13 protein-coding genes are annotated in these 15,499 nt (G+C 44.1%); all 13 read right to left on the minus strand.

Annotated elements, in window-relative coordinates:
* Positions 1-213: 213 nt before the first annotated feature.
* The 13 genes from mqnC to ACFQPF_RS06705 all read right to left on the minus strand — a co-directional run bounded on the left by mqnC (position 214) and on the right by ACFQPF_RS06705 (position 14,647).
* The gene (mqnC, locus tag ACFQPF_RS06645; RefSeq protein WP_379747824.1) at positions 214-1,320 is read right to left on the minus strand and encodes a cyclic dehypoxanthinyl futalosine synthase; all 1,107 of its coding nucleotides are present in this window, start codon (positions 1,318-1,320) and stop codon (positions 214-216) included.
* Positions 1,321-1,414: 94 nt separating this feature from the next.
* Positions 1,415-2,347 carry a primosomal protein DnaI gene (gene dnaI / locus ACFQPF_RS06650; RefSeq protein WP_379747826.1) on the minus strand — a complete coding sequence of 311 codons (933 nt, stop codon included), beginning with the start codon at positions 2,345-2,347 and terminating at the stop codon, positions 1,415-1,417.
* Positions 2,348-2,361: 14 nt separating this feature from the next.
* Positions 2,362-3,741, minus strand: a complete 1,380-nt coding sequence (locus tag ACFQPF_RS06655) for a replication initiation and membrane attachment family protein (RefSeq protein WP_379747828.1) — start codon at positions 3,739-3,741, stop codon at positions 2,362-2,364.
* Between the two features lie 130 nt (positions 3,742-3,871).
* Complete coding sequence (gene nrdR, locus ACFQPF_RS06660; RefSeq protein ID WP_379747853.1) at positions 3,872-4,333, minus strand: transcriptional regulator NrdR; 462 nt, start codon at positions 4,331-4,333, stop codon at positions 3,872-3,874.
* A gap of 73 nt (positions 4,334-4,406) precedes the next feature.
* Complete coding sequence (locus ACFQPF_RS06665) at positions 4,407-4,805, minus strand: hypothetical protein (RefSeq protein WP_379747830.1); 399 nt, start codon at positions 4,803-4,805, stop codon at positions 4,407-4,409.
* A gap of 158 nt (positions 4,806-4,963) precedes the next feature.
* Positions 4,964-5,347 carry an adenosylmethionine decarboxylase gene (gene speD, locus ACFQPF_RS06670; RefSeq protein ID WP_379747832.1) on the minus strand — a complete coding sequence of 128 codons (384 nt, stop codon included), beginning with the start codon at positions 5,345-5,347 and terminating at the stop codon, positions 4,964-4,966.
* A 489-nt stretch (positions 5,348-5,836) separates the two neighbouring features.
* Positions 5,837-6,868, minus strand: coding sequence for a glyceraldehyde-3-phosphate dehydrogenase (locus ACFQPF_RS06675; protein ID WP_379747834.1), 1,032 nt, complete (start codon positions 6,866-6,868; stop codon positions 5,837-5,839).
* Positions 6,869-7,002: 134 nt separating this feature from the next.
* Positions 7,003-7,602 (minus strand): dephospho-CoA kinase, encoded by a 600-nt coding sequence (gene coaE / locus ACFQPF_RS06680; RefSeq protein WP_379747855.1) that lies wholly within the window; start codon positions 7,600-7,602, stop codon positions 7,003-7,005.
* A 12-nt stretch (positions 7,603-7,614) separates the two neighbouring features.
* Entirely contained in the window at positions 7,615-8,247 is a 633-nt protein-coding gene (ytaF, locus tag ACFQPF_RS06685) for a sporulation membrane protein YtaF (protein ID WP_379747836.1), read from the minus strand.
* A 60-nt stretch (positions 8,248-8,307) separates the two neighbouring features.
* A complete protein-coding gene (mutM, locus tag ACFQPF_RS06690; RefSeq protein ID WP_379747838.1) occupies positions 8,308-9,129 on the minus strand; it encodes a DNA-formamidopyrimidine glycosylase in 822 nt (273 codons plus the stop codon).
* 62 nt (positions 9,130-9,191) lie between these two features.
* Entirely contained in the window at positions 9,192-11,825 is a 2,634-nt protein-coding gene (gene polA / locus ACFQPF_RS06695; protein ID WP_379747840.1) for a DNA polymerase I, read from the minus strand.
* A gap of 367 nt (positions 11,826-12,192) precedes the next feature.
* Entirely contained in the window at positions 12,193-13,932 is a 1,740-nt protein-coding gene (pnpS, locus tag ACFQPF_RS06700; protein WP_379747842.1) for a two-component system histidine kinase PnpS, read from the minus strand.
* The gene (locus ACFQPF_RS06705) at positions 13,925-14,647 is read right to left on the minus strand and encodes a winged helix-turn-helix domain-containing protein (protein WP_379747845.1); all 723 of its coding nucleotides are present in this window, start codon (positions 14,645-14,647) and stop codon (positions 13,925-13,927) included. The genes pnpS and ACFQPF_RS06705 overlap by 8 nt, the downstream gene beginning before the upstream one ends.
* Between the last annotated feature and the right edge of the window lie 852 nt (positions 14,648-15,499).

Below are 15,499 nucleotides of genomic sequence, written 5' to 3' on the forward strand. Positions count from 1 at the left end.
ATCTACACTCATATCATACGTCCGCTGAGGAGCGGTTCGCTGTGATAAAAATCATACAGAAGTGAATTTGATGAAGAGGCTGATCTCCGTTACAGGTGTACGCTTTTCAATGGCTGTCAGTAAAGTGCGGCTAAGTTCGTTCCATCCCAACTATCTAAAAAACACAACACAAAAACAGCGGACTGCCGTGTTGGCAATCCGCTGTTTTTGTGATTAGTTTTGCATGATAAAATCTTTTTCAGCGCTTTCTTCGTTTTCGAAAACGTGGAGGATTTCATATTTTGTGTTTCGCTGTGCTGGAATCTTCCCTGCTTCGCGTATGAGTCGCAATGTGAGATTCGTGTTGACCTTGTGCGTTGTTCCTGCTGCTGAAACCACATTTTCTTCCATCATCGTGCTGCCAAAATCGTTGCAGCCATAATGAAGGGATTTCTTTCCGACTTCCGGTCCCATCGTGACCCATGACGATTGGAAATTCGGAATGTTATCAAGGAAGAGGCGTGAGATCGCGACGTTCTTCAAATATTCTCTCGGTGTTACCTTTTCCGCCTTCATGTTTGTGTTATCCGGCTGGAACGTCCATGAGATGAACGCTAAGAAACAATTCGCTTCATCTTGTGCTTCACGCACGCGCAGAAGATGCATCGCACGTTCTTCAAACGTTTCCCCGAACCCGATCACCATCGTGGCCGTCGAATGAAGACCCGCCTTCTTGGCTTCCTTCATGCATTCGATCCATTCTGTCCATGAGCCTTTCAAGCGGCTGATGCGCTTTCTTGTCCGGTCATCAAGAATTTCTGCTCCGCCGCCGGGAAGAGAATCCAGGCCGGCTTCTTTCAGCTCGCGAAGTACTTCCTGCAGCGATAAGCCTGACACTTCAACCATCTTCCAGATCTCAGCCGGGGAGAACGAATGCATCGTAATATCAAACCGTTTCTTGATGCTGCGCAATAGGTCTGTATAATACGAGAATGGCAGGTTCGGGTTCGTGCCGCCTTGCATTAAGATCTCCGTACCGCCGACATCGACCGTTTCCTGTATCTTTTGAAAAATCACTTCGTCATCAAGCACATATCCTTCATTACTGCCTGGCGCTCTGTAAAAGGCGCAGAACCGGCAGTATGTATCACACACATTCGTATAATTGACGTTTCTTCCGATCACAAAAGTTGTTATAGGTTCAGGGTGCCACTTCTTCATAATACTATCAGCGGCTTCACCCATCTTTTCCACTTCATCGCTTTCGTAAAGAGCTACTGCATCTTCAACCGTCAGCCGCTCTCCATCCACCGCTTTTTTCAGAATAGAATCTATGCTCATCGTCATAATCCTCCAGTCATACAGCCTCTTTGCTAATGATCATATCGTACCATATTTCTCATTTCTACGACACATTCGGCACTTGCTCCCTATATTACAGCCGGTAATTGATCTCTCCGCCCATAAAGACAGGGATGCTGAGATGGCGGATTCTTTCCATGATGCGCAGCGCCTTCATTTTCTCCATGCCGCCTTTCTGATCAAACGCAAGGTGTTCGGTCAGCAGGTCGAGCGTATAATTGGAGCTGTATAAAGTCGGCAGCTTCTCCATCATCCTGTGCTGAAGAATAACCCCTATAATCTCATCTCTTACCCAGTGTGTCAGATGTTCGGCACCAATATCATCAAGCATGAGAACAGGCACTTTCTTGAGCATGTCCATTTTTTCAGAGAACGTACCATTATTGATCGAGCTTTTCATTTCATGAAGAAACTCTGGTGTATGCACAATCATGGATTCAATATGCTTTTCAGCAAGCGCATTGGCGATAGCGCCAAGCAAATACGTTTTCCCTGTGCCGAACTTTCCATGTAAGTACAGCCCTTTCGCTGGCTGACCTAAGGAAACGGATTTGACAAAATCTACCGCATGGCGGATCGCTTCATTTCGTCCGCTGTCAACGGTATACAGGCGGTCAAAGCTCGCCTGCAAAATTTCTTTAGGAATAAAATAACTCTTCATCAACGTTGAGAGCGCTTTTTGTTTATCTTCCTGCATCTTGAGCGGGCATTTTCCGTAAGAGACCTCGATTACTTCTCTCACAAGCTTCAGATGAGGCTGATAGCCTGGCATCAAATTCGGACAAGCTTCAAGACCCGGACAGGCATCGCACGTTTTTCGCTCATTAGAGAACGAATAAAGTGAAGACAATGACTTTAATGCAGCAGCCTCCGAAACGTCCGGATGCATGGACAGGAATTCAGACACATATCGATCGGTTAGCACCTGATTTTTAAGTGATTCAAATTGTTCCTGAAAATTTCTCGTGTTCTTCAGCTGCTTCATTGCATCCTGAATGGATTCCATTGTGTATCACCTCTCTATAACCCTTTTAAAAGCTCATTCAGCCATTTCTTGTTTTCCTGTTCTTCCGGCTGTCCTGATTTCTCACTAGAGCTTTTTTGTTCCTCGTTCAGCCAGTCTGGCAGGCGATTGCTGTCACTAGGTGCCGCTCCTCGTCTTCCTTTATATGAAGACGCCGACTTCTTTTCCTGCCATTCTGCGTATTTCTTTTTCTCTGATTTAGCGAGATTAATGGCTTCAGGCACTGTTTGTATCCTTTTTCGCGCCCAATGGGAAGCAATCTTTTCCACAAGCCCTTTTGCCAGATTCATATCGTTAATGCGCATCACATAATCAAGCAATACGTTTACGACACCCGCCGGAAGCTTTTGGTCAACCATCAAGTGTGTAATAATGCCCAGATCGGCTTCAATTGGTTTGGTACCGCTGTACAGCTCAAGCATTTGGTAAGGAGATACTTCTTCAAAGAATTTAATCGTCTTTTCCTCTTCTGTTGCCGGTTCTTTACCATGCAGTGCTTTTAACGGAACAGGCTGCTTCCTCACAGCAAGTGAAGGCAAACCGTCATTGTTTTCGAAACGGTACCACTTCTGAACTTCTTTTCGTATGTTCTCAACCGTCAGCTGTCCATGAAGGTGGTAGGCGTTCTGCAGCTGAGCACTCATCTCAAGAGGATCCATTCGATAAATATAGGCGATTTTCATAATCGCTTCTTTCATCTCGTCTGTGATTTCTTCTTTCGGCACGATAAAGGAAGAAATATCCGCCATCATTAAATCCATATCAAACGAAAAGGAACGAAGACTGATTTCTTGGTTATCAGTGCGTTCGTCAAAAAGGTGCTCCTCTGTGCTATCTGATATTTCCATGTAACCTTTTGCGACCATTTCAGATGGATGCAGCGAGGTAAATACATCACTGAAAGAAGAGGTAATTTCCTTGTACTCTTCTTTCGCCAGCTTTTCCGTCAAAAATGATTGCTTTACTTCTATAAACTTTTTTTGTCCGAGACGATTGAACAAATAGATATTTAAAAAACCGTCTGTGAAAAAACCATATGGACTGAGAGGCTTTTGCAATTCATACAAAAATTCCCGTGATTGCTCATCCTCTTTTTTATACACCTTCAGCAAGCCGATCGCTTCGAGCTTTTTCCTTGCTTCAAAAATATCTTTAAGAGAGAACTGAGTGATGTTCATCAAGTGCTGATGGCTGCTTCGCTTATAGGCGTCCGCCTCCTGCCACCACGTCATAAAAAGACTGTACGCGAAAGCACCGACAAGCGGCTGATATAAAAGTGTCATCACTTTCTTATCCTGTTCATGCAGCACGCCGCAAAGCTGAACTGTATACATATCTACAGGAATAACCTCTTTAAAATGGCCGTTCATGCTCATCACCAATTTTCTCCGTACTTGTAATAGCGTTAAAGGGAAACTCGGCTGAAGCCAAGCCCTTTTTAGTTTTATCTGAATTTTTCAACCCATATAAAAAAGGAAAGAGCGTGTAAGCTCACGTTAGATTCGCTTAACGCTCTTCTTTTTTAATTAGCTCTTTCAATTCTTGAATAAAGACATTGATGTCCTTAAACTGCCTGTAAACAGACGCAAAACGCACGTAAGCGACTTCATCCGTCATAGAGAGATATTCCATTACCTTTTCTCCGACTTCGGTGCTCGGCACTTCTGGCACTCCTGAATTGCGGAGATCTTTTTCGATGCTGTCCACAATATGCTCCAGCTTTTCGAGCGAGACCGGCCGCTTTTCACAGGCGCGTATCAGTCCTCTAAGAATTTTCTCTCGTGAAAATTCCTCGCGTGTCCCGTCTTTTTTTATAATGATGAGCGGAGTCTGTTCCACCGTCTCAAACGTTGTAAAACGGTAGTTGCAGGATTCACATTCTCTTCGTCGCCTGATGGAGCGCCCTGTATGGACAGGACGTGAATCAAGCACCTTTGTTCCGTTATTCTGGCAGGAAGGACAGCGCAAATCAATCAACCCCGTACGTCATTTTTACATTCTACTAATATCTTAAAGAAAAGGCGGAGATGTGACAAGCAGTTTATGAATAATTTTCAGCTAAACCCGTGCCAATCAGTGGAAACTTTCGTTTCAAAACATCATAAAGCGTCATAATCATTCTCTCACAATAAGCGTTTTGAAAAGGCATTCCTGATTCTGACGTAATATTGATATCTACAGCTGTATGACGCCCCTGAAACGTAATTGCTGTCAGGACGGCAAAGGCCTTTTTTGGATGTAGTATATCAAACGTAATTTCACCGCGTTCAGCCGACTCACCAAGTGCCATATAATTTTTGTCTTCCTCTATAACTCCCGCCATGTAGGCAATGATCTCTTCTTTGGTGGCTTTAAAATAATGGGTGCGAAGATCCACATTTGCATGGTTCTCGTCCGTCTCCGCCTGGCTGTTCATCAAACTTTGAAGTTTGCGAAACAATGATCTCAACCTCCAACCGGTAATAATATAAACGATAAACATTAAGAAAACTTGGCTGACACCAGCCGTTAAGTCTGCCTTAGTTGCCCTTATACTTCATACCTATCTTAAAATACAATAAAAGGAGGTGCAGATACACCTCCTTCTTAATAACATGATTATTGAGCTGAGACTTTTGTTTTCGTTGCTTTAACTGGTCCCATTCCGCGCGGCACTTCTAGGTTCTCGCGAGTTTTCGCGCCAAGTGCTTCGGAAATGTAATCAGCAGCAACATTTGGATCAATACGATCGCCGCAAGTATAAACATCGATGCTGGCATAACCATGCTCAGGAAAGCTGTGAATCGTTAAGTGTGATTCAGAAATGATAACCACACCGCTTACTCCATGCGGTGCAAACTTATGAAAAGCTACTTCTCGGATTTCAGCACCGGCTTTAAGCGCTGCATCCACAAACGTTTCTTCAATAAACTTCATGTCGTTTAACTTTTCAGAGTCACAACCCCATAATTCAGCAATAACGTGTCTTCCCATTGTATCCATTAGCATAGTCCCCCTTATAAAAATTATCATGCCTTCAAGCATGCGGTATTGAACATCCACCACGGGGGAAAGTTAGTCCAAAGAGGTCCTAACCCTTTAAGTAGTATCCAACGCCTTGGTTTGCTTTATTGAAGTTCACGAATCATAGTATACTTCTTTTGATTTTTTTTTGCAATAAATACTTTGAAAAAAAATGAGGTATATTTTCAGTGATTATGAGTAGTTTATATTTACGCAGCATCATAGATGCTGTTGATTTCCGGTACAGGTGTACGCTTCCGCAGGGCGTGGCGAAAAGCAGGAATGGCTCGTTTAGCCCCGACAAACAAATGAGGATCCTCATTTCACTCAAAGAAGTTTTCCAAAAAGAAGTTTTGCATAAAACTTTTTTTGCACTAGGCTTTCTTCAAATAGATCAGCTAAAGGTAAAAACAAGCAACAGCACAAAAAGGAACCCGGTTATGGGTTCCTTTTTATTTTTAATCAAAATTATGCTGACATGTTCGCTGCTTTTACATTGAGCTGGGTGGCGACGAGTTTGGCGAGGTCGACGACGCGGCAAGAGTAGCCCCATTCGTTGTCGTACCATGCGAGAACTTTTACTTTTCTGTCTTCCATGACCATGGTGGATAATCCATCTACGATAGATGAATTTTCATTATGGTTGTAGTCAATGGATACGAGCGGCAAGTCGCTGTACGCGAGTACACCGTTCATGGATCCTTCTGCAGCTGACATGAACGCATGGTTCACTTGTTCTGCTGTAACGTCAGTCTTTAATTCTACCACTAGATCAACAAGGGATACGTTAGGTGTTGGTACGCGCAGCGCCATTCCGTTCAGCTTGCCTTCTAGATGCGGCAGTACTTTTGCGATAGCTTTAGCCGCTCCAGTAGATGTCGGAATAATCGACTGCCCGCATGCGCGCGCTCTTCTTAAATCCTTGTGCGGATTATCGATGTTTTTCTGGTCGTTCGTATACGCATGAATGGTCGTCATCATGCCAGAAACTACTCCGAACTGGTCATCGAGCACTTTGACTACAGGTGCGAGACAGTTTGTTGTGCAGGAAGCGTTAGAAAGAATATGATGTTCCTCTGTTTTGTATTCGCTTTCATTTACACCCATTACCACTGTTAAATCTTCATCCTTGCCCGGTGCAGTGATGATGACTTTTTTCGCTCCCGCTTCTAAGTGATAGCCTGCTGTTTCTTTTGTTTTAAATTTACCTGTCGCTTCAATAACAATGTCAATTCCAAGCTCGCCCCAAGGCAGTTCACGCGGATCTCTTGAATTAACAATAAGAACCTTTTTCCCGTTAACTAGCAGCGAATCTTCTTGTGGAATAACTTCCCCCATAAATAAACCATGGATGCTGTCGTATTTAACCATATGCGCGAGAGTCTCTGGAGTATAGCTGGCGTTAATCGCCACTACGTCCATTTCACCGCTCTCCATTATTTTACGGAATACCATTCTTCCGATACGTCCTAACCCGTTAATCGCTACTTTAGCCTTCATGAAGCTGCCCCTTCCAATTATGTTATACTTAATAACCACTTTATCTGCAATTAGTATATCATAATTAAAGCGAAAAAGAACATATTTTTGAGAAAAAAGGCGCAAAAAAAGGCACTTGCCATATAAGGCGTGCCTTAAAGTATGTTCCATTCTGTTAAAACGCGGTCTAATTGCTGATACAAATCTTCCTTTGACCCATCATTTTTCACAACAGCATCAGAAAGGTTTATTTTCTCCTCTAATGGCATCTGTGAAGAAATCCTCGCCTTAGCCTGTTCTTCTTTTAATGAATCTCTCGCTAGCAGCCTTTGCAGCTGTATGTCTTGAGGCACATAAATAAGAATTGTACGGTCCACCATATGCGTCAGCCTGCTTTCAAACAATAGCGGGATATCCATGACAACTGACATATTCCCCGCAAGAAAATGCTCCTCAGCCTGCCTTTTCATTTCCGTTCGGACAGCAGGATGGACGATGCTGTTGAGCAGCTCTCTTTTAGAAGCATCTTGAAAAATGATATCACCTAGACGCGAACGGTTGAGTGATAAATCACGGTCCAATACTTCTTCTCCGAAAGCCGCGACTATGCTTTCGTATGCCGGCATACCTTTTTCAACCACAAGCCTGGCGATCTTATCTGCGTCTACTACTGGGATTCCTTTATTAATCAAGTATTGAGAGGCCGTGCTTTTCCCGCTCGCAATACCTCCTGTAAGACCAATAATCAATTCTATCTACCCCTAACCTTACAATTTCATTAATCCTAAAATAATCAATAGCAGCCCTGGAAGCAAAGAAAGCTTCTGCACCCAGCTATATTTAGACATCAGCATGCCGCCGATCATGCCGGACCACAAGAATAGGCAGCTCATCACCGCGCAAACGGATGCTGTCATAAGGGGCGGCATGTCAATAAGCGCCGCTCCGATCCCTGCTCCGAATGCATCTAGAGACAACGCGATGCCAAGCAGCACCGCTTCAAGACCCGTAATGCTTCCAGACCGGTCCAAATCCGCCATTACCGGCTTCTTGAATATTTTTATGACAAGACCGATAGATTTAATTTCAAGATGCAGGACATCCTTCGTTTCGTTCACAAGTGTTTTCTCTTCTTTTTTAAACAGCACCTGCCATAAAAAAAAGATACCGATCACGATTAAAAGGATGCCCCCTAAAAGTTCGCCAGCATGAGGTGAAAAAAATCGTTCTATGCCGTGGCCAACAGCCATTGACGCGAACAAAGTAGCTGCCGAACAGCAGGAAATGATGAAGATGGAGCGAAACGGTATTTTGATTTCCTTCATTCCATAGGTTAATCCCGCGCCGAAACTATCCAAGCTTACCGCCAGTCCGAGCAGCCATAATGATAAAGATGGCATGGCGTATATCCCCTTTCCACATACAGAGTACGGTAGTATATGAAAAGAAGGTGACAAAGGTTATTTTTGGCAGGACGTGCAAATATGCGTGCCTCTGCCGGCCACGACTAAACGAACGATTTCCTTACCGCATGTACGGCAGCTTTCTCCTGTTCGTCCATATACATGCAGAGTCAGCTGAAACGTTCCTTGTTCACCTACTGAGTTCACATATGAACGGATGGTGCTGCCCCCTTTTTCGACGGACTCTCCCAATATGGTTACAATGTAAAAATGAAGCTTTTTCAGCCGGGGCAACGATAGCCGGCATGCTGGCGTTTCCGGATGGATGCCGGCACAGTGGAGGGCTTCGTCCACATATATGTTGCCAAGACCGGCAATGAACTGCTGATCCAAAAGTACCGCCTTGATAGAGCGGCTTGTCTTATGAAACATTTCTTTCATTAGCACTGGGGTAAACTCATCGGAAAGCGGTTCGGCTCCGAGCTTCGACAAAGGCAGCTGGGCATCCTCGGTTCCTTTAGTGAACAGATGCATCGTGCCGAATTTTCTTACGTCACGATACCGCAATTCTGTGCCATCGGTGAACGAAAAAATGACGTGTGTATGCTTGTCAGCCGGTTCATCCTTTGAAAAAAGGCCATACCGGCCCTCCATTCGAAGATGAGACACAATGGTATCTTCATTACAAATTAATTTTAGGAATTTTCCGCGGCGTTCAATTTTTTCAATGGTCTGCCCTTTTAGGCGAGCTTTGAACTCGTCAAGTTCAGGCAGCTTGATGATGTTTTCCCATTTCACAACAACATGATCGATCGTTTTGCCGATCACGAGCTGAGAGAGGGTATTTTTCACGTTTTCAACCTCAGGAAGCTCAGGCATACAAACGCCTCCTTTCATGCTTATCTTTAAACAAAGGCAGCCCTACAGGCTGCCTTTGTTTATTATTTCGCTTCGTACCATGTTTTTCCGTAATTCACATCAACCTTTAACGGAACATCTAACATCACAGCGCTTTCCATCACTTCGGCAACGAGCGAACACAACGTTTCTACTTCCTCTTCAGGGACTTCGAAGATCAATTCATCATGAACTTGCAGCAGCATTTTCGCCTGCAAGTTCTCTTGCTCGAGTCTCTCGTCCATATCGACCATCGCTTTTTTTATAATGTCCGCCGCTGTACCTTGTATCGGTGTGTTCATGGCTGTACGCTCAGCAAAGCCTCTCAGATTGAAGTTGCGGCTCGTGATCTCAGGCAAGTACCTTCTGCGATGGAGAAGCGTAGACACATATCCTTGCTGCTTCGCTTCCTGAATGATGGAGTCCATGTAGTTCTTTACGCCAGGAAAACTCTTTAAATAAGCATCAATAAATTCTGCCGCTTCTTTTCTCGTAATATTGAGGCTTTGTGAAAGACCATAATCAGAGATGCCGTAAACGATCCCAAAGTTAACCGCCTTGGCTCTCCGCCTCATTTCAGAGGTGACGTCTTTAGGGTCGACCTTGAATACATCGCTGGCTGTTTTCGTATGAACGTCCATTTCATTGCGGAACGCCTCCATCAAGTTTTCATCACGCGAAATATGGGCAAGAACGCGCAATTCAATTTGTGAGTAGTCAGCCGCTAGAATAAGCCAACCTGGCTTAGATGGAACGAACGCCTCGCGAATCTTCCTGCCTGCCTCAAGCCTGATCGGTATGTTCTGCAGGTTCGGTTCCGTCGAACTCAACCGTCCGGTCTGGGCAACGGCTTGGTTAAACCGTGTATGAACTCGTTCCGATTCATTGTCGATCACTTTTAAAAGACCTTCGATGTATGTGGAATTCAGCTTGCCCAGCTGGCGGTAAATTAAAATCTTGCTAATGATTTCATGCTTGCTCTCAAGCTTTTCTAGCACATCGACACTCGTCGAATAGCCTGTCTTCGTTTTCTTTACTGCAGGCAGTCCTAGCTTTTCAAATAAAATTTCTCCAAGCTGTTTGGGAGAATTGATGTTGAATGCCTCTCCAGCCAACTCGTGAATGTCACTCTCTAATACCTTAAGCTGGCCCTGAAGCTCAGACCCCATTTTCCGGAGTCTTTCTGGATCAACTTTTATCCCTTCTGTTTCCATCTTTCCTAATACGATAGACAAAGGCAGTTCCAGTTTATAGAACAAATCACTCTGCTCATTTTCCTCAAGCTTGCGGCTCAAAATCTGTTCGAGCTTCCTGACGGCATTTGCTTTCTGCGCTAAATGTTCTCCCAGTTCGTCATCAGAAGGCATCTTCCTTTTCGCCCCCTTGCCGTAAACCGCTTCATCACTGTCAAGCGGAGGAAGACCATATATGGATGCTACACCTGCCAGTTCCTCTGAGGAATCTGATGGATTGATGAGGTAGGAAGCGATCATCGCATCAAAAATGACCCCTTCAAGCACGATGCCTGCTCCCGCAAGTGCGGTAAACGCCCGTTTCGCATCAAATAAAATCTTGTGCTTAGAAGCAGAAGACATAAACTGTTTAAACGCTTCCGATTGAAGGGCCGTCTCACCCTTCACATAATAAATGCCGTTTTCACCTGCAATGCCAATACCTAAAATTTCTGGAGCACGGTATGAATCATGCGATGTTTCCACAATCAATGCTGCTGGAGAAGAAATCATGTCTTCAGTAAAGCTGTCAGCGTGGATATAAGGCACATCTTCTTTTTCCTCTGCAGCGACCTCACCTGCATCTCCTCCAAGGCGTTCAATGAGGGTGGAGAAGCCAAGCTCTTTGAACAGAGGAAGGACATCGGCCGGTTCAAACCCTTTATAACCTGTATCATCAAGTTCGATCTCAATCGGCGCTTCTTGCGTGATCGTAGCAAGCTCCTTGCTCATTATCGCCTGCTCTTTATGATCAGACAGCTTTTCTTTCAGCTTCGCTCCTGACACCTGTTCAATCTGGCTTAGCACTTTTTCAAGAGAACCGAACTGCTTAATCAGCTTTATTGCTGTTTTCTCCCCAACACCTGGAACACCGGGAATGTTATCTGACGGATCTCCCATAAGGCCCTTCATGTCTATAAACTGCTCAGGTGTAAGGCCATAGCGCTCGTCCACTTTAGAAAGATCATAGGCTTCGACTTCGGTAATGCCTTTCCTCGTCAGAACGACCTCTACATCAGGTGAAACTAGCTGCAGCAAGTCTTTATCTCCCGTAAAAACTTTAACTGACCACTCTCCGCCCGCTGCTTTGTTGGCGAGTGTCCCGATAATATCATCCGCCTCATAGTTTTCTAGCTCGTAGCGCTTTATGCCAAAAGAATCAAGAAGCTGGCGAATAAACGGAAACTGCTCGGACAGTTCGGGCGGTGTTTTTTGACGGCCGCCTTTGTATTCAGTGAACGTCTTATGACGGAACGTCGTTTTCCCTGCATCGAACGCAACGAGCATATGACTCGGCTGCTCATCTTCTAATATTTTCATCAGCATCATCGTGAAGCCGTAAACCGCATTCGTATAAACACCCTTATCATTGTTTAACAGCGGCAGCGCAAAGAAAGCACGGTAGGCAATGCTATTGCCGTCGATCAAAACCAATTTATTTGCCACAATAAGACCTCCTGAATGCAACACAATCTATTTATATTGTATCACGCTCCCACATGAAAAGAAAAACGACGAAGGACACAACACAAAGCCTCCCTCGCCTCTCTCACCTTATGCTGGCCGAAACTGATAGCTGCCCTTGCATTTTTGAGTTGTTGACTTCACACGCAGCAACCCCCGCTGGCAGCGTCCGCCTGCAGCGGAGGTCCATCACTTCTCAAGAACACTTAAACGACTGCAGAATCTATCGAAGGCAAAAAAAAGCACGAGAGCGGCTGCTCTCGTGTAAGGGGGTACTGAAAAAGGATACTTTTATATTATCCAAAGACTATTAAGCTAATTCGCTGTCTGTGTAAAGGATTTGTAAAATTCAATACTCTTCCTGTTTTTTATGAAACCGGATCGTAAACGTGGATCCCTTTCCTACAGCGCTCTTTACATCGATGGTGCCATGATGGGCTTCCACTAAGTGCTTAACAATAGCAAGGCCAAGACCTGTCCCACCTGAATTTCTGCTGCGCGCTTTATCTACTCTATAGAAGCGTTCGAATATCCTCGAGATCTCGTCTTCTGATATGCCGATGCCTGTATCGCTCACACTGAGCAAAACACTGCTGCCTTCATCCTTTACATCGATGGCAACTCGTCCACCCGCAGGCGTATAAGTCAAACTGTTGCTTATCAGATTAATGATGATCTGTTTGATACGAGGGGCATCGCCATCCATCATCGTGTCGCCTTTTGAACTAAAATCTAGTGCGATTCCCTTTTCGCCTGCTTTTTTCTCAAGCATCTCCATCGTCTCTTTGACTAATAGAGAAAGAGTGACCGGCTGCCAATCTAGTTTGAATCCTTGTTCGGTTTTGGAAAGATCGAGCAGATCCTGTATCAGACTTTGCAATCGCTCACTTTCATTGAGAATAATGGTAAGAAATTTCTTGCGGTATTCTGGATTTTCACCCGCTCCATCCAGCAGCGTTTCCGCAAATCCTTTAAGGGATGTAATAGGTGTCTTGAGTTCATGCGAAACGTTCGCTACAAAGTCCTTCCTCATCTGCTCAAGTTTCTTCATTTCGGAAATATCGTGAAAGACAAGCACGATTCCTCGAAGCTTTCCGTTGCTGTCTAAGATTGGTACACTGTCTACACTGAAATGCTTGCGCTCAATGTGAACAGGCAGGAGCACGTCGCGGCGTACATTCTTTTCAGTCAGATACGTTTCTTTTACCACTTCTTTAATTTCAGCATGCGGAAAGACCTCATAAAACAAGTGGCCGGTCCAGGAATCAGCATGCTCCTTGAAATATTCTTTAAACGCCCGGTTCACGAGGTTAATATATCCGTTTGAATCAATCAAAATGAGGCCGCTTCCCATGTTTTCAATAAGCGTCTTCAGCCTGTCATGCTGCGATTCATGAGATTTCGTCATTTTCTCCAAATTCCGTGCGAGCACATTCAAGGAATAGTTTAGTTCGCCAATATCCTCACCACGGTATTCATACGTCCTTACTTTGAAGTTTCCGCGTGCCAGCTCTTTTGCTGTAAACGTCGCTTCATCAACCGGACGTACAATCCTTTGAATAATTTTCACGGATACAATCAATATGATAATAAAGCAGACAAAGAATCCGGCTGCCATCATAAGCCATAATGAACGTTCCGCCTCTTCGTCAGCTCCTGATTTAACAGCAAGCTGAACATAGCCCGCTTCTCTCGTTTCCCTGACACGGATCGTAAAGTAATCATAGCCGCTGATCGTGGTTTTATAAATGGATGTGCCGTCCACCTTTGTTTTCAATGCTTGGACAGGAAAATCTTTCGTTTCCTCAAAATTCCCTGATGTTTCTGTCGCCTCACCGTTCGGGTTTAATATAGAGGCTGTCACATTTAAATCTTCTGCTGTCTGCTCGAGCAGCCCTTTTACGGCTACACTTCCGCTGTCTACTCTCAGCACATAGGCAATCAGCTTTAGGTTTTTTTCATACGTGTTGACACGGTTATCTTTTACATTATGGTGAATGATGTTTCCAACGATTAAAGCAAGCAGGGTAAATACGACCATGATTCCAAAAAGGAACAGCGTCAGTACCCTGTTTTTAATATCAGCCATTTACCACTGGCTCCTCCATTTTGTAGCCAAGACCTCTAATTGTTTTGATGTAGATCGGCTTTCTTGTATTCTCCTCAATCTTTTCTCTAAGGTGACTGATGTGAACGTCCACAATGCGAGTATCGCCCACAAAATCATAATTCCAAACCGCTGAAAGCAGCTGTTCTCTTGTCATGACTCTATTTTTGTGGCGCACTAGGTAAACAAGAAGCTCAAATTCTTTCGGTGTCAGTTCTAGTGCACTTCCTTGAAAATACGCTTCATAGTTTTCAGGGAACACTTCAACTTCTCCAACTGCCAGCTTTTCACTCGTCTGATTGTTAACGGAAGAATCAGGTGCCGCCGCTTGCTGGCTTCTTCGTAAAATAGCCTTTACTCTAGCCACCACTTCACGCGGACTGAACGGTTTTGTCATGTAATCGTCAGCGCCAAGCTCTAGCCCGAGAACTTTATCGAATTCGTCGTCTTTTGCAGTCAGCATCAAAATAGGAATGAAGAGCTGTTTTTGCCGAAGTGATTTACATACTTCCAAACCGTCAAGCTCAGGCAGCATTAAATCGAGAATAATAAGGTCTGGCTGTTCCGCTTCTGCTTTTTCGAGCCCTTCCCTGCCATCCATCGCCGTAACGACCTGAAATCCTGCTTGTTCGAGATTAAATTGGAGCAATGTCAGAATAGATAGTTCATCTTCTACTACTAATATTTTCTGGCTCATACGATCCCTGCTTTCATTCGGCTGTATTAAACAAATCATACTATTTTTTGCAGTCTCACACAAAAGCTGCTTACTCTATTTTCATATATTTTACACTTATTTTACGATGTTTTAACATTAAATTAATAAGTTGAACGTTTTTTCCTTTTATCCCCTTATTTTGAAAAGCTGATTTCGCAAAGCTCGTTTTTAGGATTCATAAGATATAAGTTCTTTTTTAAAGGCTCTTTTCGCAGAGATTGTTGCTAATGATTGAACGGCTATGAGAAGTATTGAACTGCTGAAGTTCTTCTGTGTAGTACATCATCCTTCAATATGCTATCTATAGGGATTGCTTGCATATCATTAAATGACTTCTTCTAAATCTTTAGTTTAATCAACATTAAATACTTCATTGATAAGTTGATCGGAGTGAAAGGTGCCCACGCCTCGAAAAAGAAGTTCACTTTTTCTTGCGTTTGATGTCTTGCTACACAGCTTTCCTGACCCTTCAATGGCGCTTGGAGAGCGTTGGGGCTCATTGTGTCCAGCTACGGCGGCTAGCCCCTCGTGGTCAAATGAGCCAGTGCCCAATAAGTCAAAAACCGATTCTTTAGGCCCCTTTCTCATTTGCTTGCCCTAGGCTAAACGAGCCCACCCGTGCTTTTCGCCTCACACCTCTGGATAAGCGTGCACCTGTAACGGAGATCAACCTCTTCTCGAATTCTAAAAGCAACAATGTTTACGAAAACAGTTTTTTTTAAAAGATAAGTGAATCAATTTCATAATTGCTTTGTTTAAAAATGCCGAAAGAATCCTCACAAGGGAAATTTCGGCTTTTTTTAATTAGGCTGCTTGGTTTTGAAGGTTTTT

The sequence above is a fragment of the Fictibacillus iocasae genome, from assembly GCF_042665465.1.
Taxonomy (GTDB): domain Bacteria; phylum Bacillota; class Bacilli; order Bacillales; family Fictibacillaceae; genus Fictibacillus; species Fictibacillus iocasae.